Source organism: Celeribacter sp. (genome assembly GCF_048259695.1).
In the GTDB taxonomy this organism is placed as follows: Bacteria; Pseudomonadota; Alphaproteobacteria; order Rhodobacterales; family Rhodobacteraceae; genus Celeribacter.
The window spans coordinates 41,976-66,156 of the sequence record NZ_JBLXHL010000004.1; the positions used below are offsets into that span (position 1 = coordinate 41,976).

Annotated in this window: 26 protein-coding genes; 11 read left to right on the plus strand and 15 right to left on the minus strand. The window is 60.7% G+C overall.

The features are described 5' to 3' along the window. Positions 1–6: 6 nt before the first annotated feature. On the plus strand, positions 7–1,056 hold the full coding sequence (locus ACN0Q0_RS08225) for an ornithine cyclodeaminase (RefSeq protein WP_417242909.1): 1,050 nt from the start codon (positions 7–9) through the stop codon (positions 1,054–1,056). A gap of 293 nt (positions 1,057–1,349) precedes the next feature. Further along, entirely contained in the window at positions 1,350–1,958 is a 609-nt protein-coding gene (locus ACN0Q0_RS08230; protein ID WP_417242910.1) for an SH3 domain-containing protein, read from the plus strand. 52 nt (positions 1,959–2,010) lie between these two features. On the opposite strand, the gene ACN0Q0_RS08235 is transcribed toward ACN0Q0_RS08230, so the two are convergent. The 3 genes from ACN0Q0_RS08235 to ACN0Q0_RS08245 form a co-directional block, all read right to left on the minus strand. Then, on the minus strand, positions 2,011–3,408 hold the full coding sequence (locus tag ACN0Q0_RS08235) for a GGDEF domain-containing protein (RefSeq protein WP_417242911.1): 1,398 nt from the start codon (positions 3,406–3,408) through the stop codon (positions 2,011–2,013). Between the two features lie 119 nt (positions 3,409–3,527). After that, entirely contained in the window at positions 3,528–4,778 is a 1,251-nt protein-coding gene (gene oiaX, locus ACN0Q0_RS08240) for a 3-oxo-isoapionate-4-phosphate decarboxylase OiaX (RefSeq protein WP_417242912.1), read from the minus strand. A 31-nt stretch (positions 4,779–4,809) separates the two neighbouring features. Beyond that, complete coding sequence (locus ACN0Q0_RS08245; RefSeq protein ID WP_417242913.1) at positions 4,810–6,171, minus strand: four-carbon acid sugar kinase family protein; 1,362 nt, start codon at positions 6,169–6,171, stop codon at positions 4,810–4,812. 208 nt (positions 6,172–6,379) lie between these two features. Here ACN0Q0_RS08245 and ACN0Q0_RS08250 point away from each other — a divergent pair, with 208 nt between their 5' ends. Then, entirely contained in the window at positions 6,380–7,207 is an 828-nt protein-coding gene (locus ACN0Q0_RS08250) for a phosphogluconate dehydrogenase C-terminal domain-containing protein (protein ID WP_417242914.1), read from the plus strand. A gap of 84 nt (positions 7,208–7,291) precedes the next feature. On the opposite strand, the gene ACN0Q0_RS08255 is transcribed toward ACN0Q0_RS08250, so the two are convergent. After that, positions 7,292–8,005, minus strand: a complete 714-nt coding sequence (locus tag ACN0Q0_RS08255; RefSeq protein ID WP_417242915.1) for a sugar transferase — start codon at positions 8,003–8,005, stop codon at positions 7,292–7,294. Between the two features lie 246 nt (positions 8,006–8,251). Here ACN0Q0_RS08255 and modA point away from each other — a divergent pair, with 246 nt between their 5' ends. Genes modA through ACN0Q0_RS08275 form a run of 4 tightly spaced genes read left to right on the plus strand, consistent with a single transcriptional unit; the run spans position 8,252 to position 11,564 of the window. After that, positions 8,252–9,031: a molybdate ABC transporter substrate-binding protein gene (gene modA, locus ACN0Q0_RS08260; RefSeq protein ID WP_417242916.1), complete on the plus strand. Its 780-nt coding sequence runs from the start codon at positions 8,252–8,254 to the stop codon at positions 9,029–9,031. Beyond that, positions 9,028–9,720, plus strand: a complete 693-nt coding sequence (gene modB, locus ACN0Q0_RS08265; RefSeq protein ID WP_417242917.1) for a molybdate ABC transporter permease subunit — start codon at positions 9,028–9,030, stop codon at positions 9,718–9,720. Before modA ends, modB begins: the two co-directional genes overlap by 4 nt. Then, positions 9,717–10,799 (plus strand): molybdenum ABC transporter ATP-binding protein, encoded by a 1,083-nt coding sequence (gene modC, locus ACN0Q0_RS08270; protein WP_417242918.1) that lies wholly within the window; start codon positions 9,717–9,719, stop codon positions 10,797–10,799. Before modB ends, modC begins: the two co-directional genes overlap by 4 nt. A 9-nt stretch (positions 10,800–10,808) precedes the next feature. Next, on the plus strand, positions 10,809–11,564 hold the full coding sequence (locus ACN0Q0_RS08275) for an SDR family NAD(P)-dependent oxidoreductase (protein ID WP_417242919.1): 756 nt from the start codon (positions 10,809–10,811) through the stop codon (positions 11,562–11,564). Positions 11,565–11,660: 96 nt separating this feature from the next. Here the strand turns inward: ACN0Q0_RS08275 and ACN0Q0_RS08280 are convergent, their stop codons facing one another. After that, positions 11,661–13,850 (minus strand): NADP-dependent isocitrate dehydrogenase, encoded by a 2,190-nt coding sequence (locus tag ACN0Q0_RS08280; RefSeq protein WP_417242920.1) that lies wholly within the window; start codon positions 13,848–13,850, stop codon positions 11,661–11,663. 248 nt (positions 13,851–14,098) lie between these two features. Between ACN0Q0_RS08280 and ACN0Q0_RS08285 the strand changes: the two genes are divergently transcribed. Next, positions 14,099–15,124 (plus strand): hypothetical protein, encoded by a 1,026-nt coding sequence (locus ACN0Q0_RS08285; RefSeq protein ID WP_417242921.1) that lies wholly within the window; start codon positions 14,099–14,101, stop codon positions 15,122–15,124. 5 nt (positions 15,125–15,129) lie between these two features. Here the strand turns inward: ACN0Q0_RS08285 and tsaD are convergent, their stop codons facing one another. The 7 genes from tsaD to ACN0Q0_RS08320 form a co-directional block, all read right to left on the minus strand. Beyond that, positions 15,130–16,122, minus strand: coding sequence for a tRNA (adenosine(37)-N6)-threonylcarbamoyltransferase complex transferase subunit TsaD (tsaD, locus tag ACN0Q0_RS08290; RefSeq protein ID WP_417242922.1), 993 nt, complete (start codon positions 16,120–16,122; stop codon positions 15,130–15,132). Then, positions 16,119–16,718 carry an L-threonylcarbamoyladenylate synthase gene (locus tag ACN0Q0_RS08295; RefSeq protein ID WP_417242923.1) on the minus strand — a complete coding sequence of 200 codons (600 nt, stop codon included), beginning with the start codon at positions 16,716–16,718 and terminating at the stop codon, positions 16,119–16,121. The genes tsaD and ACN0Q0_RS08295 overlap by 4 nt, the downstream gene beginning before the upstream one ends. Next, positions 16,715–17,320 carry a hypothetical protein gene (locus ACN0Q0_RS08300; RefSeq protein WP_417242924.1) on the minus strand — a complete coding sequence of 202 codons (606 nt, stop codon included), beginning with the start codon at positions 17,318–17,320 and terminating at the stop codon, positions 16,715–16,717. The genes ACN0Q0_RS08295 and ACN0Q0_RS08300 overlap by 4 nt, the downstream gene beginning before the upstream one ends. Continuing rightward, positions 17,317–17,790, minus strand: a complete 474-nt coding sequence (tsaE, locus tag ACN0Q0_RS08305) for a tRNA (adenosine(37)-N6)-threonylcarbamoyltransferase complex ATPase subunit type 1 TsaE (RefSeq protein WP_417242925.1) — start codon at positions 17,788–17,790, stop codon at positions 17,317–17,319. Before tsaE ends, ACN0Q0_RS08300 begins: the two co-directional genes overlap by 4 nt. Positions 17,791–17,865: 75 nt before the next feature. Then, the gene (locus ACN0Q0_RS08310) at positions 17,866–18,597 is read right to left on the minus strand and encodes an SDR family NAD(P)-dependent oxidoreductase (protein WP_417242926.1); all 732 of its coding nucleotides are present in this window, start codon (positions 18,595–18,597) and stop codon (positions 17,866–17,868) included. 2 nt (positions 18,598–18,599) lie between these two features. Further along, positions 18,600–19,361, minus strand: coding sequence for a DUF1365 domain-containing protein (locus ACN0Q0_RS08315; RefSeq protein ID WP_417242927.1), 762 nt, complete (start codon positions 19,359–19,361; stop codon positions 18,600–18,602). An 8-nt stretch (positions 19,362–19,369) separates the two neighbouring features. Further along, complete coding sequence (locus ACN0Q0_RS08320) at positions 19,370–20,668, minus strand: NAD(P)/FAD-dependent oxidoreductase (RefSeq protein WP_417242928.1); 1,299 nt, start codon at positions 20,666–20,668, stop codon at positions 19,370–19,372. A 309-nt stretch (positions 20,669–20,977) separates the two neighbouring features. On the opposite strand from ACN0Q0_RS08320, the gene ACN0Q0_RS08325 reads away from it, so the two are divergent. Together ACN0Q0_RS08325 and ACN0Q0_RS08330 are read left to right on the plus strand one after the other, a co-directional pair. After that, on the plus strand, positions 20,978–21,493 hold the full coding sequence (locus tag ACN0Q0_RS08325) for a sigma-70 family RNA polymerase sigma factor (protein ID WP_417243272.1): 516 nt from the start codon (positions 20,978–20,980) through the stop codon (positions 21,491–21,493). 3 nt (positions 21,494–21,496) lie between these two features. Continuing rightward, entirely contained in the window at positions 21,497–22,132 is a 636-nt protein-coding gene (locus tag ACN0Q0_RS08330) for a ChrR family anti-sigma-E factor (protein ID WP_417242929.1), read from the plus strand. A 64-nt stretch (positions 22,133–22,196) separates the two neighbouring features. On the opposite strand, the gene ACN0Q0_RS08335 is transcribed toward ACN0Q0_RS08330, so the two are convergent. Further along, the gene (locus tag ACN0Q0_RS08335; RefSeq protein ID WP_417242930.1) at positions 22,197–22,535 is read right to left on the minus strand and encodes a phage holin family protein; all 339 of its coding nucleotides are present in this window, start codon (positions 22,533–22,535) and stop codon (positions 22,197–22,199) included. 10 nt (positions 22,536–22,545) lie between these two features. After that, a complete protein-coding gene (locus ACN0Q0_RS08340) occupies positions 22,546–22,869 on the minus strand; it encodes a DUF883 family protein (protein ID WP_417242931.1) in 324 nt (107 codons plus the stop codon). Between the two features lie 172 nt (positions 22,870–23,041). Between ACN0Q0_RS08340 and ACN0Q0_RS08345 the strand changes: the two genes are divergently transcribed. Then, a complete protein-coding gene (locus tag ACN0Q0_RS08345) occupies positions 23,042–23,215 on the plus strand; it encodes a DUF1328 domain-containing protein (protein WP_417242932.1) in 174 nt (57 codons plus the stop codon). Between the two features lie 85 nt (positions 23,216–23,300). On the opposite strand, the gene ACN0Q0_RS08350 is transcribed toward ACN0Q0_RS08345, so the two are convergent. Continuing rightward, positions 23,301–24,125 (minus strand): response regulator, encoded by an 825-nt coding sequence (locus ACN0Q0_RS08350; protein WP_417242933.1) that lies wholly within the window; start codon positions 24,123–24,125, stop codon positions 23,301–23,303. Positions 24,126–24,181: the final 56 nt, after the last annotated feature.

Consider the following 24,181-nt stretch of genomic DNA (forward strand, 5'->3'; position numbering starts at 1 on the left):
CAGACCATGCAAAAAGATCTGAACACCGTTCCCTTTGTGAGCGTCGAGAACATGATGCGTCTTGTTCTCGATATCGGGGTCGAAACCTGTATCGCGCAGATTGCGGACCATATCGAAGACGACTTTCGCCGTTGGCCCCAGTTTGACAAAACGCCGCGCGTGGCCTCGCATAGCCATGAGGGTGTGATCGAATTGATGCCAACCTCGGACGGGATCGACTACGGGTTCAAATACGTCAATGGTCACCCCAAGAATATGAAAGACGGCCTGCAAACCGTCACCGCCTTTGGCCTGTTGGCCTCTGTCGATACGGGCTATCCGGTGTTGCTGTCGGAAATGACGATCCTGACGGCGTTGCGCACGGCGGCGACCTCGGCTGTGGCGACGAAATACCTTGCCCGCAAAGGGTCGCGCACATTGGCCTTGATCGGCAACGGGGCGCAGTCGGAGTTCCAGGCGCTTGGTTTGAAACGGATTTGCGGCATCGACACGGTGCGGCTGTACGATATCGACGCGGCGGCCACCCGGAAATGTGCCGCCAACCTCGCGGGCTCCGGCCTCACGGTTGTGTCGTGTTCCTCGCCCGAGGAGGCCATTCAGGGCGCGGATGTGGTGACGACCTGCACCGCCGACAAGCAATACGCGACGATCCTGACCGACAACATGGTGGGGGCGGGGCTACACATCAACGGTATCGGGGGCGACTGTCCGGGCAAGACGGAAATCCACCGCGACATCCTGTTGCGCTCCGATATTTTCGTGGAATATCCCGAGCAAACGCGCATTGAGGGCGACATTCAACAGCTCGATGACGACTATCCGGTCAAAGAGCTGTGGCAGGTCATCACCGGCGCAGTCGAGGGACGCGAAAACGATCGCGCGATCACGCTGTTTGATGGTGTGGGCTTTGCGATTGAGGACTTTTCGGCCCTGCGGTGGCTGCGCGGCGCCTTGGTCGGATCGACGCGGTTTACCCAGTTGGACATGATTGCCGATCCCGATGATCCGCGTGACCTGTTCGGGATGGTTCAACGTGAAAAGGACCGCATGGCCTAAGGCGCATCCCCGTATCTGCGGGCGCTTATAGCTGCCCGTACAGGCCAACCAATTCCACTTGGCTGCCGACATCCTGATATTTTGCGTCCTGTGTGGCGTGGCGCAAGTCAGGCTTCCCATGCCTTGATCAATTGAATGAAATCCGGATCAACACTGCATTCAGATACCCGAATGGTCGTTCAGTCCATTTTCTGCCAAACTGCTGTTGTTGCCCGGCCCGCCAATTTTCGGGGCCGTCTATTTGCGGCCATAAGGTCGCGCGTCCTGTTTTGTTTTCTCGATTGGAGCCCGCAATGTCGCATCCTGTATCCGCCACGGTTCTTGCCGTATCGCTCTGTCTCTGGGCCGGATTTTCCTGTGCCGAAATGATGCAGGTTACGGGGGTGCCCGATGGCGACCACCTCAACGTGCGCAAGGGGCCAAGTGCATCGAGTGCGGACATAGGAGATTTGCACGAGGGGGACGTTGTCGACGTGCGTGGCGAAAATGTTGCGGGAACATGGTCGCACATCCGGTATCGCGGCGAAACGGCGTGGGTGGCATCGCGCTACCTGACCCGCACGGTCGAGGCCGGTCGCGTGGCAACCGTCAGTGGGTTCCCGCTCGGGATAACCTGTCGTGGGACCGAGCCGTTTTGGACCCTGACCATTGCACAGGACCGGATGGCTGAATTTACCTCGCTTGTGGATGGTCCCGCCCCGATCACAGCGCTGACACAGGCGACCCCGTCGACAGGAGGCGGATATCCGTTCGCGTTCACGGCACCGCCCTATGTGGGGACACTCGACGCACAGGCGTGTTCGGATGGCATGTCCGACATTTCCTATGCGATGTCGCTTGTCCTGACCAATCCGTCGCAGGGGTGGACCGGCCCGCTATATGGCTGTTGTAACGTCGATTGATCTGTGTGCGTGGCGCGGGCAGGCGGGCTGATGCCGCTCGCCGCGTAGGCCGTCAGGCGGCGTTCCGTGACGAATAGGCCGCCCCTGTGGCATCCATCCAGCACAACATGTCGCGCCCTGCGCTTTTCGCCGCATAAAGTGCGCTATCCGCACGGTTCAGCGCCGCACCGGGAGCGGAATCGCCGGTGTCAAATTCAGACACTCCGGTGGATGCGGTGACGATCAAAACGGTTGTGTTGTCGATGGCGATCCCCTCGGCGTGGGAGAGGGATTGCCTGATTTTCTCGATCTTTGCCTTTGCGGTCTCCATCGGGGTATCGGGCAAGATCACAATGAACTCTTCGCCGCCCCAACGACAGACGAGACCTGCATCGCCAACGGACTTGCGCAGGGTGGTGGCAAACCGTTTGAGAACCAGATCCCCGATGTCGTGGCCGTGGGTGTCATTCACGCCCTTGAAGTGGTCGATGTCGATCATCGCGATCGTTGTCGGTCTCTTTTGCGTTTTGAATGTGCCGAAGTGGCGGTGCAGGGCGTCCCAACCGGCGTGACGGTTGAGAACACCGGTCAACATATCTGTTTTGGCCATCCGTTCGAGACGACGTTTGGCGATCCGGCGTTGAACGGCCTCTTTGTGGGTGGTTTGAGCGAGTAAAATCACCTGCATGGCGGAGAGGACAACGGTTGTGGTGAGCGCGATAATAATGGCGACACCGGCGAGTTGGCTGAACTCGGCACGAAAGGTGCGCATCACGACAGTGACACCGACCCCACAGGTGGCGGAAATGATGAGCATTCCGGCGAGAATACTGCGTGTGGTGCGCCCTGTCGGGGTCGGCAAAAGCATCACCGCAAACGGTTGTTTGTTCGAGGCAGCGGCAACCACCGACAGTTGCAAGCATAACAGGCTCAAGAACGTGAACAGCGACATGTCCAGACCAAACATGGGCAGGTCATATAGTTTGGCGAATGTGGTGAGCGCGAGAAGCTCGATGGACATGGCGCTTGCCACAAACATCAACCGCATGAATTTGAACCGCAGCAACAGCGCAACGAGCAACAAAAAACAGATGATTGCCGTGTCCAACCCCACCATACCGATTTCGGTGCCGGCCCCGAAGGAGGCAAAGTCAAGATCACGGGTGGCCACCCCGCTGAGCCGGATGAAAATGATGAGCATACAGGTTATGAGAGAGGCCCACGCATACCAAAGCACCCATGCGGGTGGGCCGTTGCGGCGTTGAAGGAATAAAAGCTTCATGCCGATGGCGATCAGGCAGGCGAATGTGATTGGATGGGTAAAGGAGTCCGGACGAAAGACCATCAGCCCCGCCTTGATCCCTGCAATGTTAAACGCGGCCCCGACCACGGCAAAGCCCATACCCGCGATTGCGAGTTTGGGCTGTGCGCGCTTGATCCTGTGGATCAGTCTGAGTGTGCGTTTTGGCATTTCTACTTTCCCAAACGGGGAGCGATGTCTGATCGGAGCGTATTGGGATGTTGGTTAATACTTGGTTTACGTGAGATGGTATTTGTTAATATGCCCTGAAAAGCGCAATAAATGACGCCTTATGCCCCCCATTTGCTTAAAGACGCGGCGAGCTCGGGGTGGTCTTTGGCGTAGGTTTCGAGCGGGGTGTCGGCCTGTGCCGCATCCCAGGCCTGACGGATCGCCCGTACGCCCGCGGCCATGCCCATCGGGTGGCCGTGTACACCGCCGCCCGCCAGATACATTAAATCGACGCTGCGCCCCGTGCGCCGATATGTCTCCACGGCCTGACCGCCCCATTGCCCCGAACACACAACGGGAAGGGGGCAATCCTCGGGCGCAAAGACCGGCGTGGTTACATCCTTGAACGACTGGACAAAGCTGTCGTCCGGCTCCCAATATTTGGCGCGAATGCCGTTGATCTGGAACTGGTCGACCCCCAGTAGCCGCCAGATTTTCTGATAGGCGCGAAACTCCATACCCAATCCGGGATGGCGGGTCAGGATGTCCCACCCGTTGCGGTGTGCGTGCAGGCACAGCGCCGAGCGTTTGCGCAGAAAACTCATGCCGCCATAGCCGATGGAGTTGATGTTGATCACCGCCGCCGTGCCGCCATGGTTGCGCACGATGTCGTGGTTGCGCATCATCGTGTCGGGATCGGCGGCGGAAATGCCAAAGGCGTACATGACCCGTTTGCCCGTCTTGTCCTCGTGGGCGCGGATCACCGGCATGATCGCTTTGACGCGCTCCTCCAGTGGGGAATAGGCGGGGCTCATCAGCTTCTCGTCGTCCTTGATGAAATCCACACCTGCGGCACATAACTGCGCCACCACCCCGGCTGTGGCATCGGGCCGGAGGCCAAGCGAGGGCTTGATGATCGAGGCAATCATCGGTCCGGCCGGAACGCCCATCAGGGTGCGCGAGCCGCGCATGCCAAACTGCGGGCCGGGGTGACAGGCCCATTCGGCGGGCAGGTCGATGTCCATGACCCGCACGCCCGACAGCCCTTTGACCGCATAGACGCCACCAACGGTGATGGTCATTAGCGCGGCGATATCGGTGCCAACGGCGTCGAGCGGGAAAGAGATCACCACATCGGCGCGTTTGTACGGGCCGTGGCCATCCGGCTCTGGGAGGGAGGGTGTGCCGGTGTCGGGCAGGGGGGTGATAGAGACCACCCGAGCCGCACAGAGCGCGCGCACATCGGCGGTCTCGTTCGGCAATTCGGTAAAGGTGCCTGTGGATTGGTCCGACGCGATTTTGGCCGCAAGAGCGCCGATGTCGCCACGGGTTTCCAACCGGTAGGTCACATTGATTTTGGATGCCGACATGGGGCGGGCCTTTCATTGAACGTGTGCGTGTTTAGCGTGGTCCGCCTCCGTCACGGATCCAGCCAAAGAAATCTTCGGACCCCATTTGACCGCCCTTGAGGGCAATCTCCAACCCGTCATGCGGACTGTCGCCATAGCCGGTACACAGCGCGGCACCCGGGATGGTGGGGGCGCGGGCCTGAAGTGCGTCCAGTTTGAGGACCCGCATTCCGTGGCCGGAGGTGTCCCCGCCCGAAATCACGGCGCGGCGGATGTCCGTGCGGGTGAGAACCGCGTCAAGGACCCCGCCGAGCGCCTGACCGGTCATCGCGTTGGCGGTCTCCATCGTGATTGGGGACGCGGCAAGTGCTGTGCGAAATGCTGCAACGGCGGGATCGTTTGGCCCCGTGGCGGAACAAACGAGCGGCGAGAGACCTGCGTTTGCGGCGGTGACAGCGTGGTCCGTGGCCATCGCGATTTCGCGGGCCATTGCCTCGGGCGAGGCCAAAGCGCGGGCGGCGTCAAAGCGGATGATGGCAAAACCGTGCGCCTGCGCCCAGTCGATCTGTTGCGCGGTCGAAGGCGAGACCGATCCGGAGACGGCGGCGATTTGTGCGACCTGTCCCGCTGATGTGGGCGCGGGGGATGCGGGGATTAATCCGGTGTTTTGCCAATGGCGCACGAGGGCGTATTCCACCCCTTGGGATCCTGCGACAAAGCGTAACGCGGCGCGGTTGTCCCAGATCAGTTTGCCTGCGGCCTGCTCGCTTGCGGGATCCATGCTGTCGATGGACAAAAGGCGGGCGCCCTGTTCGAGGGCGGCGTCCAGGGCGGGCTGCGGATCCGCCCACAGCGCCTCCAGATCAATCAGCGCGGAGGCAAGGGACGTTTGGCGCGACAGATGTGCCATGAGGTCGGACTCGTCCATTGGCGTCACAGGGTGGTGCGCCATAACGGGGTGGCGATCAAGGCGGTGAACACCGTCAAATGTGCCTGCGAACAAGTGGCCAAAGGATTGATAACGGCGCATTTGAGGGGCGGCGGTCAGAACGGGGGCCGCGCGGGCGCCCGTGATATCAAGGCCGATCTCGATTGCCTTTCCGATGTTGCCGCAGGTGGGGGAGCTGTCAAAAGTGGAACAGACTTTGTAGTGTAAAAGCGGTGCGCCAAGTCTGTGTAGAAATTGCAAGGGGGCGGGGAGGGCATCCTGCATCCACGCGGGGCTGTGCGTGCGGGCGGTCGAGGCAATGCCGATGGCGCGGGCCGACTTGAACCGTGCCAAAAGAGCCGGACTTGGTATATCCGAAAATAAAACCGTCTCGAGCCCTGCAAAGGCGAGCACCTCCATCACGGCAGCAGAACCGGTAAAATCATCCCCGAACCAAGTGATCAACGGGGCGGCGGGTGCGGTCATGCGGGTCTCCTGTGGATTATGTTGACGGCGGTCGTGCCGCATGGCGATGGTACGGCATTGGGGTCGCACGGGTGACATAGGCGTCTTTGGCGCGGGCCTTCAAAAGATTATGTTGGCGGCTTTGGCTGTGCATTGACAATCTCCATGAGATATTATCTCATCACACCAGTTAATCAAGCCCGAGATGGCGAACAAGGAGAAATAAACGATGACGACTGTAGCCCTTTTGGGTGCCGGTGGGAAAATGGGCGTCCGCCTGTCCCTGAATCTGGCGCAAAGCAACTTTACCGTGCGCCATGTCGAGGTGAGCGAGGCAGGCCGTGCGCGCCTCAAAGACGCGGTTGGCGTCGATTGTGTCGAGATGGACGTGGCGCTTTCGGGTGCGGATGTTGTGGTCATGGCCGTGCCTGATACGGCGATTGGCAAAGTGGCGAGCGGGATCATCGACAAGCTTGAGTCTGGCACCATGGTTGTGATTCTCGACGCGGCGGCCCCCTATGCGGGTCACTTGCCCGAGCGTGAGGACATCACATATTTCGTGTCCCACCCGTGTCATCCGATGATCTATCACAACGAGGAAACCGAAGCCGCGCGTCTCGACCGTTTCGGCGGTATCGCCCATCCGCAAGGCGTGGTGAATGCGCTGATGCAAGGACCGGAGGCGCATTACGCCCTTGGGGATGCCATTGCCAAAGCCATTTATGCCCCTGTGCGCCAAACCTACCGCGTGACGGTCGAACAAATGGCCTATCTTGAGCCGGGCCTGTCCGAAACGGTCTGTGCCTCGCTTTTGGTGGTCATGAAACAGGCGATGGACGAGGTGGTGAAAACCGGCGTTTCCGAGGAATGCGCCCGTGATTTCCTGCTCGGTCACATGAACATTCTGGGCGCGGTTATTTTCGGTGTGCAAGAGGGCCAGTTTTCGGACGCCTGTAATAAGGCCATCGAGTTCGGCATCCCCGCGCTGATGCGTGACGATTGGAAGTCCGTGTTCGAGCGCGACGAGATCATGGCCTCGATCAAACGGATCACCTGAGGGGCGTTCTCGCGCACAGGTATAAACCCCGCGTGCATCGGCAGGCGGGGTTTTGTTTTGGACCGCGCGGGGTGTTTTGCCTGATCAGCGTCCGGTTTTGGCAAAGACGACCCCGACGGTGCGGGCAATCAACGACAGGTCCAGACCCAGAGACTGACGTGATCCGTAATCATTGTCGAACCGCGCACGGTCGATAAATGTGGTGGCCGAACGTCCCTCGACCTGCCAAATCCCCGTGATACCAGGGCGCATGGAGCGGTAAGCGTGGCCGCCCGCATTTTCGTACATGGCCTCTTGGTCCGCCGTATAGGGACGCGGCCCGACAAAACTCATGTCGCCCGTGACCACATTCCACAGCTGTGGCAATTCGTCGAGGCTTGTTGCGCGCAAAAACCGCCCCATACGTGTAATGCGGGGATCGTTTTCGAGCTTTTGATAGGTGTGCCACTCGGCGGCAATGGCGGGATCTTCGGCGCACAGGCGTGCCAGAATGGCGTCTGCATCGACCTTCATCGTGCGCAGCTTGTAGCAGTTGAACAGCACACCGTTTTTGCCCACGCGGCGGTGGGCGTAGAGTGCGGGTTTGCCCTCCATCCGCACCAATGCCCAAAGCAATGCGATTAGCGGCACCGCAATCGGCGCAATCAGGATGGCAAAGCCGAGATCGAACAGGCGCTTTACCCCCCTTGTGTACAGGCGCAGGCGGGTATGAGACAGGGTGTCCGCATCTGTGCGCGCCGCGTCCGTGGCGGCCAAGGTTTTGGTGTATGTATCGGCGTCTACAAACATATCTGCCATCGGGCTTCTGCCCGCTCCCTGTGTGTCTCGGGCCGTTATTCAAGATTTGTTAACCAATAATTGGACCAAAACGCGGCAAAAGTGGGACATGTGGCGTTGAGGCAAGGGCGGCGGTCCCATGCCGGGCGCAGTGACAAGCGCCCCTGTGGAGATCTGCGGTAATTTGCGACGCCGTGGTGCCTTGCGCTTTTGGTGTGGCTGCCCATTATGCGTGCAAAGCAATGCCCCCGAGGATCAAAGCCGACCATGCCACTTCGCCCGCCATTCTTGACGTTCATCTGTGCGACCGGCCTGTGGGCCGGAGCGGCGATGACGGCCATGGCGGCGGATGTGACCGTGTTCGCGGCCTCCAGTCTCAAAACCGCGCTTGATGAGGTGGCACAGGTGTTCGAGGCGCAAACGGGCCTTGATGTGGCGATTTCCTATGCTGGATCTTCGGTTCTGGCGCGGCAAATCCAATATGGTGCACCCGCCGATCTGTTCGTGTCGGCCAATGTCGACTGGATGGACGTGCTGCAAAACGCGGGCCTGTTGGTTGCCGGATCGCGGGCCGATCTGCTTGGCAATGATCTGGTTTTGGTGGCGTTCGAGGACAACACGCCCGTGGACCTCACCGACCCTGCCGATTTGCCCGCACGATTGGGTGAGGGGTATCTCGCGATGGCATTGGTCGATGCGGTTCCGGCGGGGATCTATGGCAAGACCGCGCTACAGGCCTTGGGCCTATGGGACAGCGTGAGCGGGCAGGTGGCGCAAAGTGACAATGTCCGTGCCGCTCTTGCGCTTGTCGCGACAGGCGAAGCGCCGTTTGGCGTGGTCTACGCCACCGATGCCCGCGCCGCTGCCCCTGTGCATGTGGTGGCGACATTCCCCGAGGACAGCCACCCGCCGATCATCTACCCGATGGCCGAAATCACCGGACAGGGGGGGGCGTCGACGCAGGCCTTGCGGGCGTTTCTCATGGCGGCCACGACGCACGAAATCTTCGCAGCCCACGGGTTCACGATGTTGGAGGCGACCCCGTGAGCTGGCTTGGTCCAGACGAATGGCAAGCCGTTGCCCTGTCGCTCAAGGTCGCGTTCTGGGCTACGGCACTCAGCCTGCCGTTCGGCGTTTTCGCCGCCTATGCGCTGTCGCGGTGGACGTTTGCGGGCAAACAGGTCGTCAATGGCCTGATCCATTTGCCGTTGATCCTGCCGCCTGTGGTGACGGGCTATCTGCTCCTTTTGACCTTTGGCGCGCGCGGACCGATTGGCGGGTTCTTGGCGCAGTTCGGCATCACCTTTGCATTCCAATGGACGGGGGCGGCCCTTGCGGCGGCGGTGATGGCGTTCCCGTTGATGGTGCGGGCCATCCGTCTGTCGATGGATGCCGCCGACCCGAAACTGGAACAGGCCGCCGCCACTTTGGGGGCCTCGCGCCTTTGGGTGTTTGTGACGATCACCTTGCCGCTCGCTGTTCCGGGGATCATCACGGGCGCGATTTTGGCTTTTGCCAAGGCGATGGGCGAATTCGGTGCGACGATCACCTTTGTCTCCAACATCCCGGGCCAGACCCAAACGCTGCCCTCGGCGATCTATGCGTTTTTGCAGGTGCCGAACGGTGAGGGGGCGGCGCTGCGCCTTGTTGTGGTGTCGGTCGTGATCGCCATGAGTGCGCTAATCCTTTCCGAGGTTCTGGCCAAACGCGCCGCGAAACGGGTGGGCGGACAATGAGCCTTTCTGTCTGCCTTAAACATGCCTTTGACGGCTTTGCCCTCGATGTGGATTTCACAGCGCCCAAGGGGATTACGGTTCTGTTCGGCCGCTCTGGCGCGGGGAAATCCACCATTGTTGATGCGGTCGCGGGGCTGCAAATGCCTGACGCGGGGCGGATTGTTCTGGATGGCGATGTGCTGCTTGATACGAAAGCGGGGGTGAGTGTCCCCGCACACAAACGCCGCGTTGGCTATATCTTTCAGGATGCGCGCCTGTTTCCGCATTTCACCGTGCGCGGCAACCTTGATTACGGACGCAGGTTCGGGCGGAAAAGCAGCAGCGCCAAAGAGGTCGCGCGGGTGGTCGATCTGTTGGGGATCGGTGATCTGTTGGAGCGCCGCCCCGCGGGTCTGTCGGGCGGCGAACGTCAACGGGTGGCGATTGGACGCGCTTTGCTCTCGGGGCCGCGGTTGTTGTTGGCGGACGAGCCTCTGGCCGCCCTTGATGAGGCCCGCAAGGCGGAGATCATCCCGTATTTCGAACGGCTGCGCGATGAGGTCGACGTGCCGATCCTGTATGTCAGCCACGCGCCGACCGAAGTGGCGCGACTGGCGACCACGGTTGTTGCCCTTGAGGGCGGCAGGGTCGCGCGGCAGGGCGATGCCTTGGACGTGTTGTCGGACCCAAGCGTGCTGCCCACGGGGGTGCGCGGTGCGGGGGCGGTGATCGAGGCGCGGGTCGTTGCCCGCCATGCCGACGGATTAAGCGAACTGGATGCGGGCGGGATGGCGCTGTTTTTGCCCCATGTGCCGCGCAGCATTGGTGCGGTGATGCGGGTGCGGATCGCGGCGCAGGACGTCATCCTGTCGCGCGACCTGCCCACCGGATTGTCCGCCCTCAACATCATGTCGGGTGACATCATCGACGTCAAACGCGGTGATGGGCCGGGGGCGATTGTCGCGCTGAAAACCCCCGCGGGTACGATCCTTGCGCGGGTGACGCGGCGCTCGGCGGATGCCTTGGGACTGGCTGCGGGGGTGGCGTGCCATGCCATTGTCAAAACCGTCTCCATCGCGCCGGAAGACGCAGGAAAATAGGACGAACACATGACAAAAATCGCGATTTTAACGGGTGGAAGCACAGGCATCGGCGCGCATCTTGTCGGCGCACTGGTTGCGGCGGGCTATCGCGTGGGCTTTTCCTACCATAGCTCGCAAGCGCCCGCACAGGCGGTCGAAGCGCTCTATGACGGGGCTGCTTTTGCGGTGAAATGCGATGCGGGTGATGCGGTGCAGGTGCCAGCGTTCCACGCCGCTGTCGCCGATCATTTCGGGGGCGCCCCTGATGTGCTCGTCAATAATGCCGGCATTCAAACATGGGCCTCGCTCCTCGATCTCAAGGTTGAGGATTTCGACCGCGTGATCCGCACCAACCTGCGCGGTGCGTTCCTCAACACCCAAGAGGCCGCCCGCGCGATGAAGGCCGCAGGCAAAGGTGGGGCGATCATCAATATCGGGTCGGGTTGTAACAAAGTGGCCTTCCCGAACCTTGTGGATTACGCCGCCTCGAAGGGCGGGATCGAACAGTTCACCAAAACCGCCGCCTCCGAGCTTGGCCCGCTTGGCATCCGCGTCAATTGCGTGGCGCCGGGGGCCATCGCCAATGAGCGCACGGCGGAGGAGGCCGAGGGCTACGCCGATAAATGGGCCGCACTCACGCCGCTGCGCCGTGTGGGGCAGGCCGCGGATATCGCGGGTCCGGTGGTGTTTTTGGCCTCGGAGGCGGCGGGGTTTGTGACGGGTCAGACGCTTTATGTCGATGGTGGGGTGTTCGCCTGTGCGCCGTGGCCCGACTACGGCTGACGGCCTCACAGTTCAAAGCGAAAAAAAGGGGCACCCTCGGGCGCCCCTTTCTCATGTCTGTTATGGCTTGGCCCTCGTTTGGGCGGACCCTGTGCCTTAGCCGATAATGGCGTTCAACGTTGCCGAAGGACGCATGACCGAGGCCACTTTGGCCGGATCGGCGTGGTAATAGCCACCCAGATCCGCAGGCTTGCCTTCATCGGCTTTCAGCTCGGACAGGATCACATCTTCTTTCGCGGCCAACGCGGTCGCGATGGGGGCAAAATGCGCGGCCAGTTCGGCGTCTGCGGTCTGTGCCGCGAGGGCCTCGGCCCAGTAGCGTGCAAACCAGTAGTGCGAGGAGCGGTTATCGTTCTGGCCGACTTTGCGCTCGGGCGATTTGCCCTCGAGCAAGAGGTTCTGTGTGGCCACTTCGACGGCGGCCCCCAACACGGCGGCCTTGGGGCGGCCTTTGGTTGTGGCGAGGAAGTTGTAGCTTTCGCCAAGCGCACAGAACTCGCCAAGGCTGTCCCAACGCAGGTGGTTTTCCTCTTCGACCTGTTGGACGTGCTTGGGCGCGGAGCCACCGGCCCCTGTCTCGAACAAGCCGCCACCGTTCATCAGTTTGACGATGGACAGCATTTTGGCGGAGGTGCCTAGTTCGAGGATCGGGAACAGATCGGTGAGGTAATCGCGCAGCACGTTGCCCGTGATGGTCACAACATCCTTGCCGGCGCGCATTTCAACCCATGTGTAACGGGTTGCTTCGCGTGGGGCCATGATCGGGATGTCTTTGCCTGCCGCTTTCAGTGCGGGAACAACGTATTTGATCAACTCGGCGTCATGCGCACGGTTGGCGTCGAGCCAGAATGCGCCCGTGCCAACAGCGTCGAAACGCTCGATGCCCGTTTTGATCCAGTCGAGGATCGGTGCCTTTTTGGCGGTGCAGGCGCGCCAGATGTCGCCCGCCTCAACGGTGTGCGAATGCAGCACCGCGCCATTGTCGAGAACGATCTCGATCTTGCCATCTGCGGCCGCTTGGAATGTGGTGGGGTGCGAGCCGTACTCTTCGGCTTTTTGCGCCATCAGGCCAACGTTGGACACCGCGCCACAGGATGTCACGTCCAGTGTTCCGGTCTCTTTGAAATACGCGACGGTTTCGTCGTAGACGCCCGCGTAGCAATTGTCGGGGATGCAGCATTTGGTGTCGGCGGCCTTGCCGTCCGGTCCCCAACCGATGCCACCCGCCTTGATCACGGCGGGCATGGACGCGTCGATGATCACATCCGAGGAGACGTGCAGGTTGGTGATCCCTTTGTCGCTATCGACCATGTATAGCGGCGGTTTGGCGGCCAGTGCGGCTTTCAAATCGGCTTCCATTTCGGCGTTTCCGGCGATCAGGGCTTCGAGAGCGCCAAGGCCGGAGTTCGGGTTGAAATCGAGTTTGTCGCCGTGTTTGGCGAGGAAGTCCTCGATGTAGACAGAGACGAAGTGGCCGAACAGGATCGGGTCGGAGACCTTCATCATCGTGGCTTTGAGGTGGACCGAGAACAATACACCCGGCTCCATGCTTGCCACTTCGGCTTTCACAAACGCGCGCAGGGCTTTGGCCGAGAGATAGGTCGCGTCGACGATTTCGCCTTCGCCATAGGACAGCCCGTCTTTGAGCACCGTCTGTGTGCCATCAGTGGCGGTAAAGACGATTTTTGCGCCGCCGACCTGTGCGCCGGTGATGGTTGCAGATTTTTCGTTGGCAAAGAAATCATTGCCCGACATGGAGGCCACGGTTGTTTTGCTGTCAGCGGTCCATGCGCCCATGCGGTGCGGGTTGGCTTTGGCATATTCCTTGACGGCTTTGGCGGAGCGGCGATCCGAGTTGCCTTCGCGCAGCACGGGGTTCACGGCGGACCCTTTGACGGTGTCGTATTTCGCACGCACGGCTTTTTCGGCGTCGGTCTGTGGATCGGCAGGGTAGTCGGGGATCGCGTAGCCTTGGCTTTGCAATTCCGCAATGGCATCCTCAAGCTGTGGCACGGAGGCCGACACGTTCGGCAATTTGATGACGTTGGCGTCGGGTGTTTTCACCAACTCGCCAAGAGCGGCCAGATCGTCGGATACCTTTTGATCGGCGGTCAATTCGTCGGGAAAGAGCGACAGGATACGCGCGGCCAAAGAGATATCGCGGGTTTCGACGTTGACGCCTGCGGCGGTCGAAAAGGCGGTGATGATCGGCAAAAGCGAACCACGCGCCAGTTCGGGGGCTTCGTCAACAATGGTGTAGATGATGTCGGGGGTCTCTTGGGCCATTTGGGTCTCCACATGTGCGGGTTGATGCGTCTGCGCCAGAGGGCAACATACGTTTGGATAATCGCCTAGCGCGGGACGTGCGCAAAGTCAATGTATCCCGATGTATACAATGCGGGCCTGCGCGATCTCGCCGCAGCGCCCGCACGGGAAATTGTCCGGTGGGCACGGGGCCGCAGGTCGCGTCACAGTTGTGTCACGCGCGTGGTTGATCTAGACCTGATCCTAGCGACTTCAAAGGCATAGACGTTATGGGTAAAAAACTGACCATCCATGTGGGCATGGGAAAAACGGGGACCTCGGCGCTTCAGAAATTCCTGTTGAAAGAGACGGGTTTTTTGAAACGGTCGGGCATCCATTATCTGGGCCGTTTTCTGGAGCATATCGATGGCTTTGACGGGTTGGTCGGGCCGGGAGAGCTCAACACCCCCGCCGCTTTGGCGATGGGTCTTGCCGAGCTTGAAACCTTTGCCGCGACAAGCGAGGCCACGCATTTCATTTTGTCGAACGAGGTTCTGGCCCAGGCCCGCAATGCCCCCGACACCAGTGCCGTGATCGGCGCCTATGCCAAAGAGAGCGCGGTGTTTGACGAGGTCGAGATTGTGTTGGTGTTTCGCCGTCAGGATGAATGGATTGAAAGCGCCTACCGCCAATGGGGTCTGAAACATAAATTGCACACGGGGTTCTCGACCAAAACGCCCCAGGAGTTTGCGGATGAAAGTGCGCATCACCTCGATTATGCGGCGATCTATGATCTGTGGTCGAATGCGGCCCCTACGACCGTGCATTCCTACGACGATATTCGTGACGTTGATGGAATTGTGCAATATTTCTGTAAGTATTGGGGGTTGCGCCATCCCGACAGGTTCGATGAGTACAAGTTGGTCCACGGTTCGCTCGGCCCCTCACAGGCCAGTTTTGTGGCGCTTTACAACCGTGGGCATGACGGGAAGGTGCGCGATTTTGACATGCGCCGTGTGATGCGGGTCTACAATCTCCCCGAAATGTCGCCCCCCGATTGCGCCACCATGCCGCTCGACCTCCGTCAGGCGGTTTTGGCGACGCAGGCGAAAACCAACGCCAAACTGGCGAAGGCATTGGGCCGCGACAGCCTGTTCCACGACCGCCCCGTGAGCAAGCCGGCGCACTATGACAACCGCGTTGAGGATGCGCTGACCTATCTCACCATGATTTCGCGCGAACAGGGTGAGGAAATCCAACGCCTGCGCCATCGCCTGAATACGCTTGAAAAGCAAATCGGCAAGCGCGACGGCTAGGCGGGTTACGGCGTCTCGAGGCTCAGGTTCGGCTTGGGCATGAGGTCGGGTTGCACGCCGCGCGCCACATAGTCCCACGCCGCCATCGCGATCATTGCGGCATTGTCCGTGGCCCATTTCACCGGCGGTAGGCTCAATGTCACACCGTAGCGGCCCGCAAGCGCCCCCATGGTGTCGCGCAATTGCGCCGAGGCCGCGACCCCGCCCACAATGACCAATGATTTCGGAGCGCATTCAATGAGGGCGCGTTCCGCTTTGGTGGCCAAAACATCCATGCATGCGGCCACGAATGAGGCCGACATATCTTCGACACTCACGTCGGGGCGGGTCTCGACGTGGCGGGCAACTGATGATTTCAAACCCGAGAATGAAAACGCGTAGGCCTCGTTTTTCATCGGGCGGGGCAGGCGCAACACGGGGGTGCCACGGGCGGCGGCGCGGTCAATCGCGGGCCCGCCGGGCATCCCGAGGCCAAGCGTGCGGGCCACCTTGTCATAGCATTCGCCCACACTGTCGTCGCGGGTGGTGCCAAGCAGGCGGTAGGACCATTCGTTTTCGAGATAGGCGATCAACGTGTGGCCGCCCGAGACCAACATGATCACGGCGGGAAAATCGGTGATCCCGCCCTCAAGCGCCGCAGAGCGGATATGGCCGCGCAGGTGGTTGATCCCGTAGGCGGGGACGCCCCATCCCATCGACAAGGCTTCGGCAGTTGACAGCCCGACCAAAAGCGAGCCGATCAGACCCGGACCGCGGGTGACGGCAATCGCCTCAAGGTCCGCAGGCGTGGTCGAGGTGTTATCCATAACCGATTGAATTGTCGGCAGGATCGCGTGCAGGTGCGCCCGTGAGGCCAGTTCGGGATAGACGCCGCCAAAGGCCTCGTGGATGTCGTATTGCGAGACGGTTTTGATCGCGGCCACCTCCCCTGATCGCGACACCAAAGCCACGGAGGTGTCATCGCAGGAGGTCTCGATCCCAAGGATCAATTTGCTCATGGGTTCTCCTCGAACAGGGCGTTGATCTGTGCTGCCGTGACGGCGCCGATGCGGATCAGATGAGGGGGGGACGTGCGACAGTTCACGATTGTCGAGGGCGCGCCCGCACGGCTCGTTCCCGCCACAACCAGATCGGGCGGGGCGGTCAACTGCGCGCTTGCCGCGTCACTGGTGTGCGGGGTTTCAAGCCCCGCGCGATTGGCGGAGGTGACAAGCAGCGGGCCGGTGCGGCGCAATACATCGCGCAAGCGGGCATCGTCCGGAATGCGCAGCGCAATCTCGTCACGCCCCGCGAGCCAGTCGGGACGCTGTGGCCCGAGTTCCAACACCAAAGTCACCGCGCCGGGGACAAAGGGCGAGGCCAACAGGCGCCGCGCCGCATCGGTCGGGAGCGCCCCGAGGTCGGCGATCTGGCTCATATCGGCGACCATGATGGGCAGGTTTTTCTCGCGCGGGCGATCTTTGAGCGCATAAAGCCGTGCCACCGCATCGTCGTGGGCGGGGGATACCGCAAGGCCAAGCACGGTATCGGTCGGCAAAAGCACGATACCGCCACCGTTCAGACAGGCGGAAATCCCGGGTGCTGTGTCGGTCATTCGAGCACCTCGACGATGGGATAGGCGCGGGCCTGTGGTGCGGGCGCAGGTTTGGACCGCGCCACGGTGAGCATGGTTTGCAGCGTTGCGGCATTGGTCAGGGGGGGCTCATAGCCGTCAAGTGTGACATTGCCCGCGAGGTCGAAATTGTCCAATTTTTTGAGGTTTTCAACCGCTGCATCGCGCGTCAAATGTTCGTAATGTGCAAGCTGACCATCACGATACAGGCCGTAGTGGACATAGGGCCGCGCCGCTTTGCGCAGCATCACGACGGGTCTATCGTCGGTTGCCACCTGTGCGCCGAGCATTTCGAACGCAGGCAAGGCCAGAACGGGCAGGCCAAGCGCAAAGCCGAGTGCATTGGCAAAAGACGCGCCTGTGCGGGTCACGCCCATGCCGCCCGGACCGATGTCGACGGTGATCGCCGTCAGGTCGGACAGGCTGGCGCCCATGGCGTTCAATCCCGCCGCCACCATCGCACGGTAATCGCGTGAGCCGTCCCATTCGGACAGGGCGGAGGTGTCGAACACAACGGTGCCCCCGCGCGCGAGGCCCAACATCGGCACGCCGTTAGAGGTTTGTAGCAACAGCATCAAACTCATGGTGCAGCCTCCAGATCGGTCAGAACCCTGTCCCAACGGGCATTCCCGGCGGCAACCGTGACCGTCCGTGCGGTGTCGGTGTCGCCAAACCCGATATGGATCGACAGGGGGGCGTCAAAAAAGCCCTCGATCCGCGTCCCCCATTCAATGAGGCTCACACCCGTCTCGAAATAATCGTCGAGGCCGAGGTGATAAAACTCCTGCGTCCCTTTGAGACGGTAAGCGTCCACATGCAAAATCGGGAACGCAGGCCCGTCATAGATATTGGCGATGGTATAGGTGGGCGATGTCACGTCCTCGTCGCATCCCATGGCGCGGACCAGTGCGCGGGTGAAAAACGTCTTTCCCGCCGCCAATGATCCGTCGAGCAACACCACATCGCCGGCGCGCAGGTGCGCGGCGAGACGGGTGGCGAGCGCAATCGTGCCTTGCTCGTCATCGATGGTGAGGGTCGTGGTGGTGCGCGTCACGGGCTTTGTCCAACGGGTGATTTCTGGCCCAAGGCTTTAGGCGAAAGCGCGACCAAGGTCCATATGGTGCGCGGCTCAACCGAACAGACGGTTGAACAAACGGCGCGGCAAAAACCGGCCCAAGGTAAAGACAAGCGAAAACGGGCGCGGAAATGCGGTCTCGAACCGGCCCGTGTCGATGGCGCGTATGACGTGGTCCGCCGCTGTGGCCGCCTGCATCAACTGCGGCATGTTGAAGTCGTTCTTTTGGGTGAGGCGCGTATCAATGAAGCCGGGGTTGGCCATTTGCACCGTGACGCCCGTTCCCTTGAGGTCGATCAACAGGTTTTCGGCCAGATGCATCAGCGCGGCCTTTGACGCTCCGTAGCCGATGGCATCGGGCAATCCGCGATAGCCCGACAGTGATCCGATCAACATGATCCGTCCGTGACCGCGCTGCGTATAGGCCGGCACGGCGTGGGACAAGACCCGCACGGCCCCTGTGAAATTCGTCTCGATCATGGTTTCTACGGCATCGGCGTCCCATTTGGTGGCGGGCATCGGATCGTATGCACCAACACAATAGAGCACCCCATCGGCGTCTTTGGCACTGTCCCATGCGGCACTCACGGAGGCTTTGTCCGTGACATCAAGCGGCAAAACGGTCGCGTCTGACAGCTCTGCGGCAAGAGATTGTAGCGCATCTTCGGAGCGGGCCGACACAATGAGCCGCGCCCCGCGTTTGTTCATGGCATGGGCCAAGGCACGCCCCAATCCCTCGGATGCGCCGATGACCCACCATGTTTTGCCCGCAAAAGGACCGGCCATGGTTATACCTCGCCCGATTTGGTCAGGTCTGTGGCGGGGGCGGGCGGTTGGCGGCGGTAGGTTGCACCCTTGAGTTTGAGGATGAGCGCCTGCCAGTGGATAAGCGCGATGGTGCGAAACGCGCCAAACGGGCGGCGCAGATAGGCACGTAGAATTCCGCGATTGGTCAGCGGTGCGCGCGGCCCGCTCAAGGTGGCAATCACGCCCTCATCACCGTTCTCGTGCAAAATCCGCACCGCAATCTTGTCAGGGCGGATGTCAAAGTTGAAATGATACAGCCCCTCGACGGTTTGAAAGGGCGAGACATGCAGGTGCTTGGCGGCGGTGATGCGCAGGTCTTTGGTGATGGGCGCATGATCGGGCGCGGTACACAGATAGGAATGGCGATCGCCAAAGGGTGTAGACACCTCGGCGATGACCGCAATCAGGTCCCCGCCCCGATACCCGAGCCAGAAGCTGACGGGATTGAACCCGTAGCCCAGAAACCGCGGTTGGGTCAAAAGCGCGAGGCGCAGGTCGCCAAGGCCTTCGGCGGCGAAAACCTCACGCGCCCACGGGGTGCCGCGCCCGTGTTTGACGGGGCCGCCGTGGTCGCGATCATGGACCGCTGACAGGTTGAACCGGTTGCGCGAAAACAGCGCCGGGCCGCGCGGGCTGTCGGGGTCGATCAACACATAATCCACGCCATAGCGAAAAGCGTTGCCAATGGCGCCGCGCCGCGCATGGACCGTGTGGCCCGCGATATGTTCGGGGCGTGGAGGCATGGCGCCCCTCACTCGGCGGCCACAGGCAGGTCCACCTGTGTCTTTAATGCCGTGGCGACCTGAACGGCGGAGTGGAACCCGTCCTCGTGGAACCCGTGGCGCAGATACGCACCCGCAAACCACGTCCGGTTGTCGCCTTGGATGCTTGCGATTTCGTGTTGGGCGGCAAGCGCGGCGGTGTCGAACACGGGGTGATGAAAGGTGGCCTCGTCGTAGATCATCTCTTGTGGCACCTCTTGGGCGGGGTTGAGCGTCACAAACAGCGGATCGGTTTCGGGAATGGATTGCAAGCGGTTCATCCAGTAGGTCACACCCAAACGGGTGGCGCGCGTATCGGTGTCGGCCTTATAGACCCAGCTTGACCAACAGGCTTTGCGCTTTGGCATCTGCGTGGCGTCGCGGTGCAAAATCACGCGGTTGGGTTGATAGCGCAGATTGCCGAGGGCGTGGTTCTCTTGCGGGGTGCAAAAATCCAGCATCGCAAGCGCCTGATCGGAATGGCACGCAAAAATCACCTGATCAAAGACCTCTGCGGGGCGGTTTTTGGCATTGATCGTGACGCAGATCCCGTTGCGGGCGACGTTTTTGACGGGGGCATTGAGGTGAAACACCACGCCCTTTGCCCGCAAATGGGCCTCGAGGCGGCGCACATATTCGATCGATCCGCCTTTGACGGTCCACCATTGGTGCTGTCCCGTGGCCGACAAGAGCGCGTGATTGCGGAAAAACCGCAGGAGCGAAGCGGCGGGGTAGGCCGCTATGTCGTGCACAGAGGTGGACCAGATCGCGCCACAGATCGGCATCAGGTAGTGGTCGCGGAACTCTTTGCCCAAGCCCATCTCGGTGATTAACTCGCCGATGGTTGTGGTTTCGTCATCAACGTGCGCTTCGGCCTTGGCGTTGAATTTGAGCACGTCACGAACCATGCGCAAAAAGGCGGGCCGTGCGATATTGCGGCGTTGACCGAACAGGGCGTTGAGATCGTTCAGCCCGTATTCGATGCGCCCGTTGTCGATGCTTGCCCCGAATGACATGTCCGAGGGGATCACAGGCACATCCAGATCGGCAAACATCGCTGTGAGATGTGGATAGTTGGCGTAATTGTAGACGATAAAGCCCGTGTCCACAGGTTGATCGCCGCGCAGGCCCGCCATGACGGTACGGGCATGGCCGCCCAATCGCCCTTCGGCCTCGTAAACGGTCACGTCATGGGTGTCGGCCAAAAGATAGGCCGTGGCGAGGCCGGAGATACCGGAGCCGATGACGGCAATACGCGGACGGGACAACGGGGCGGCGTCAAAGGACATGGGCATTCTCGATTTTGTTTGAACTTATACAGGATACGCGCGTTGGCTCATAGTGGATCACTCATGCGGCAAATCATGTCTGCGGAGCAATGGATGCGGGCGCTCCGTAGTTTTTTTCGAAAAAGAACGCTCTAAAATGATCCACCCCTCGACGCGCCCCGTAAGAGAGATATGCTGACCCATGAACATCAAATTTCAAACGACGTTTCCCCCGCTGTTTTCGAGGGGGGACTTCGATTGATTTCGCCTCAAGGGGAGGCCCGCGTGCCTGACACGGAGCCAAAAACATATTCGGAACAGACGCAATGGATGCTTGCTGTGCGCGATCAGCGTGACCGTGCGGCCTTTTGCGCCCTGTTCGATTACTTCGCGCCACGGATGCGCGGGATGGTGATGAAATCGGGAACGTCCGCGGCGCAGGCTGACGATATCGTGCAGGACGCGATGCTGTCGGTGTGGCGCAAAGCGGGCAGTTTCAATCCCGAACGGGCGGATGTGGCGGGGTGGATTTTCCAAATTGCCCGCAACCGTCACATTGACATCATCCGCAAGGAACGCCGCCCCGTGCCCGAGGAACTGGCCACGCCAGAGACCACCGGAGAACACGCCGAACAGGTGGTGGCGATGGAACAGGAAACGACCAAATTGCGCGCCGCTTTGGCCACGCTAAAGCCGGAGCAGCGCGAATTGGTCGAGAAAGCCTATCTTGGCGAGCTGACGCACGCCGAAATTCAATCCGAGACGGGATTGCCGCTTGGCACGATTAAATCCCGTATCCGCCTTGGCCTTGAACGGCTGCGGCACGAACTGAAAGGAGCGCGGTAGCCGATGAGCGGTATCCGTCACCATATTCCCGAGGCGCTTTTGGCCTCTTATGTCGCGGGTTCGCTGCCCAAGCCGTTTGCCTTGGTCGTCGCGGCCCATGTGTCGCTGTGCGAAACGTGCCGCGCGTCATTGGCGGCACATGAGGCTGTCGGCGGTGCGATCCTTGTCGATTTCGAGCCGATCGAGGTGGATGATTACCTGCGTGACCGCGTGATGGCCCGTCTTGACGATGAGGTCGCCCCCGAGCCGGTTTTTGCCGCCCAAGGGCCGTTTCCCGCGCCCGTGGTCGAGGCCTTGGCGGGCAAAGCGCCCAAATGGCGCTCGCTTGGACCCGGGGCCAAACAGTGCATTTTGTCTGACGATGACCAAGGGTCTCTGCGCCTGTTGCGGATCAATCCGGGTATGGAAATGCCCGATCACGGTCATGGCGGGTTGGAGATGACCCTCGTGCTTCAGGGCGCGTTCAACGACGAAACCGGCCGGTTTGCACGTGGCGATTGCGAAGTGGCCAATGACGACCTTGAACACACGCCCGTTGCCGAAGCCGGCGAGGCCTGTATCTGTCTGGCCGCAACCGATGCGCCGCTCAAGTTCAACGCATTGATCCCGCGTCTGTTCCAGCCGTTTTTCCGCATCTGACACGGATTGCTTTTCCGAAGCACGGAATGAAAAACGCCGTCCCTTGCGGGGCGGCGTTTTGGCGTCAGTGCTTTCGGTTGCCCATCTGCGTGCCTGTTTCCATCCCCTGTAAAAACGCGGTGGCGAGGCGGGCCATCGGGTCCGGTTCGGGCGCGGTGGAATGCGCGGCCGCAGGGTGATGCGCGCGATCGGGGCCGGACAGCCCCAAGATCACAAGACCCACCCCCAGATACGCCCCGCCCAAAATCAGTGCTGCGATGGCGGGGGTTGTGACGAGCAATAGCGCAAGCCATGCCGACACGGTGAGCATCGCGACACCGATTGCGACAAAGACGGACCCGAGCGCACCGATGGCGGTGCGGCGGGCGGTGTCCTTGGCGGTGTGTTTCAGGCGGTCAAACATTGTGCGATCCTTAGCGACGCGCCGCGACAAGGCCTACGAGAAAGCCAAGGCCGGCGGCAATGCCAACGGAGGTGGACGGGTTGTCGCGCACTTTGTCCTCGACCTGATGGTAGGTGGCCTGTGCGTGTTTCTGAATGGCTTCGGCCTGTTCGGCACCTTTGGCTTTGGCGGCGTCGAACGCGATGTGCGCACTGTCTTTGACCGCTTGGCCGTTGGACTTCGCGCTTTCGCCCAAGGTTTGCGTGAGGGCATGAATGTCCTCTTTCAGCGTGATGATCTGTGCCTGAAGATCCTGGGTGGTGACGTCTTTTGTGACGGGTGTTGCACGTGCCATATTGAACTACTCCTTATTCGTTTACTTCGACAAACCAACGTCAGGTGCCGCACTATGTTCCACCTTTTTATGAAAAGAATTTTCGGAACCCGCGGGGGGCTTCGGGGGTTGGTTTGTCAGATCCGGCGCCATTGGGTGCCGCGTAACTCAATAGAATAAAAGGAGAATATTCATGCTTGGTTGGGCACTTACATTCCTTGTTGTCGCTCTTATTGCGGGGCTTTTCGGCTTTGGTGGCATCGCGTCGGCCTCGGCGGGGATCGCGCAAATCCTGTTCGTTGTCTTCTTGTTGTTGTTCATTATCGCGATGGTCGCACGTGCGGTGCGCGGTAAACCTCCGGTCTAAAACTGACCACAAGTCGCGCACATAAAAACGCCCTCGCAGTTCGGTCTGCGAGGGCGTTCGGTGTTGCGATATGTATGTTGTGGCGTCAGGCGTGAAGCGTCTGTGTCGAGGCAAAGAACATCGCCTGACTCACCGCCGACTGCACCTGCTCTTCGGAGTAGGGCTTGGTGATCACAAATGCCGGCTCGGGGCGGTCGCCCGTCAACAGGCGCTCGGGGAAGGCTGTGATGAAAATCACCGGAATGTCGCCCGCATTCACCAGAATTTCGTTGACCGCATCGATCCCTGACGACCCGTCGGCCAACTGGATATCGGACAAGATGAGGTCGGGTTTGTCATCGGCGGCCAAAGCCACGGCACCCGACGCGGTGCGCCCGACGCCGGTGATTTCATGCCCCATGTCGGAGACGATGGATTGCAGATCGAGTGCGATGATTGCCTCGTCCTCGATGATGAGGATACGTCCCGCGATGCTGTCTTCCATTTCGGTCCGCGCCGAGGCAAGCAGGGCCGCAACCTCCGCCTGGTCGCTTTCCATGATCTCGGCGACCTCGGAGTGCGAAAAGCTTTCGATGGTGGACAGCAAAAGGGCCTCGCGCGAATTGGGCGTGAGGGTTTTCAGATGCTCTTGGGCGCGGCGGGCAAGGTCGCTGTTTTCTTCGGCGATGGGCGCACCTGCGCTGTTCCAGATCAGATGAAAGGCCCGAAAAAGCGCGACTTTGGTGCTTGATGCGCCGTCAATCGTGGATCGGTCCGCAATCAACGCCTCCAATGTCGCCGCAGCATAGGCATCCCCGCTGTTCTGACTGCCCGTGAGGGCGCGCGCGTAACGGCGTAGATACGGCAGGTTGTGCGCAATAATATCGGCGAAGCTTGCGGTGGCTCCTGCGGTCGCTGTGGTGTTGGTCATTATCTCACCTGATTTTTTTACTTTTCTCGGGAACCAAACGCCCTAAGATCGAGTTT

What these genes read in the sequence shown, in the direction of transcription:
- ACN0Q0_RS08225 (WP_417242909.1), top strand. Translation starts at nt 7, where the DNA reads ATGCAAAAAGATCTGAACACCGTTCCCTTTGTGAGCGTCGAGAACATG.
- ACN0Q0_RS08230 (WP_417242910.1), top strand. Translation starts at nt 1,350, where the DNA reads ATGTCGCATCCTGTATCCGCCACGGTTCTTGCCGTATCGCTCTGTCTC.
- ACN0Q0_RS08235 (WP_417242911.1), bottom strand. Translation starts at nt 3,408, where the DNA reads ATGCCAAAACGCACACTCAGACTGATCCACAGGATCAAGCGCGCACAG.
- oiaX (WP_417242912.1), bottom strand. Translation starts at nt 4,778, where the DNA reads ATGTCGGCATCCAAAATCAATGTGACCTACCGGTTGGAAACCCGTGGC.
- ACN0Q0_RS08245 (WP_417242913.1), bottom strand. Translation starts at nt 6,171, where the DNA reads ATGACCGCACCCGCCGCCCCGTTGATCACTTGGTTCGGGGATGATTTT.
- ACN0Q0_RS08250 (WP_417242914.1), top strand. Translation starts at nt 6,380, where the DNA reads ATGACGACTGTAGCCCTTTTGGGTGCCGGTGGGAAAATGGGCGTCCGC.
- ACN0Q0_RS08255 (WP_417242915.1), bottom strand. Translation starts at nt 8,005, where the DNA reads ATGGCAGATATGTTTGTAGACGCCGATACATACACCAAAACCTTGGCC.
- modA (WP_417242916.1), top strand. Translation starts at nt 8,252, where the DNA reads ATGCCACTTCGCCCGCCATTCTTGACGTTCATCTGTGCGACCGGCCTG.
- modC (WP_417242918.1), top strand. Translation starts at nt 9,717, where the DNA reads ATGAGCCTTTCTGTCTGCCTTAAACATGCCTTTGACGGCTTTGCCCTC.
- ACN0Q0_RS08275 (WP_417242919.1), top strand. Translation starts at nt 10,809, where the DNA reads ATGACAAAAATCGCGATTTTAACGGGTGGAAGCACAGGCATCGGCGCG.
- ACN0Q0_RS08280 (WP_417242920.1), bottom strand. Translation starts at nt 13,850, where the DNA reads ATGGCCCAAGAGACCCCCGACATCATCTACACCATTGTTGACGAAGCC.
- ACN0Q0_RS08285 (WP_417242921.1), top strand. Translation starts at nt 14,099, where the DNA reads ATGGGTAAAAAACTGACCATCCATGTGGGCATGGGAAAAACGGGGACC.
- tsaD (WP_417242922.1), bottom strand. Translation starts at nt 16,122, where the DNA reads ATGAGCAAATTGATCCTTGGGATCGAGACCTCCTGCGATGACACCTCC.
- ACN0Q0_RS08295 (WP_417242923.1), bottom strand. Translation starts at nt 16,718, where the DNA reads ATGACCGACACAGCACCCGGGATTTCCGCCTGTCTGAACGGTGGCGGT.
- ACN0Q0_RS08300 (WP_417242924.1), bottom strand. Translation starts at nt 17,320, where the DNA reads ATGAGTTTGATGCTGTTGCTACAAACCTCTAACGGCGTGCCGATGTTG.
- ACN0Q0_RS08310 (WP_417242926.1), bottom strand. Translation starts at nt 18,597, where the DNA reads ATGGCCGGTCCTTTTGCGGGCAAAACATGGTGGGTCATCGGCGCATCC.
- ACN0Q0_RS08315 (WP_417242927.1), bottom strand. Translation starts at nt 19,361, where the DNA reads ATGCCTCCACGCCCCGAACATATCGCGGGCCACACGGTCCATGCGCGG.
- ACN0Q0_RS08320 (WP_417242928.1), bottom strand. Translation starts at nt 20,668, where the DNA reads ATGTCCTTTGACGCCGCCCCGTTGTCCCGTCCGCGTATTGCCGTCATC.
- ACN0Q0_RS08325 (WP_417243272.1), top strand. Translation starts at nt 20,978, where the DNA reads ATGCTTGCTGTGCGCGATCAGCGTGACCGTGCGGCCTTTTGCGCCCTG.
- ACN0Q0_RS08330 (WP_417242929.1), top strand. Translation starts at nt 21,497, where the DNA reads ATGAGCGGTATCCGTCACCATATTCCCGAGGCGCTTTTGGCCTCTTAT.
- ACN0Q0_RS08335 (WP_417242930.1), bottom strand. Translation starts at nt 22,535, where the DNA reads ATGTTTGACCGCCTGAAACACACCGCCAAGGACACCGCCCGCCGCACC.
- ACN0Q0_RS08340 (WP_417242931.1), bottom strand. Translation starts at nt 22,869, where the DNA reads ATGGCACGTGCAACACCCGTCACAAAAGACGTCACCACCCAGGATCTT.
- ACN0Q0_RS08345 (WP_417242932.1), top strand. Translation starts at nt 23,042, where the DNA reads ATGCTTGGTTGGGCACTTACATTCCTTGTTGTCGCTCTTATTGCGGGG.
- ACN0Q0_RS08350 (WP_417242933.1), bottom strand. Translation starts at nt 24,125, where the DNA reads ATGACCAACACCACAGCGACCGCAGGAGCCACCGCAAGCTTCGCCGAT.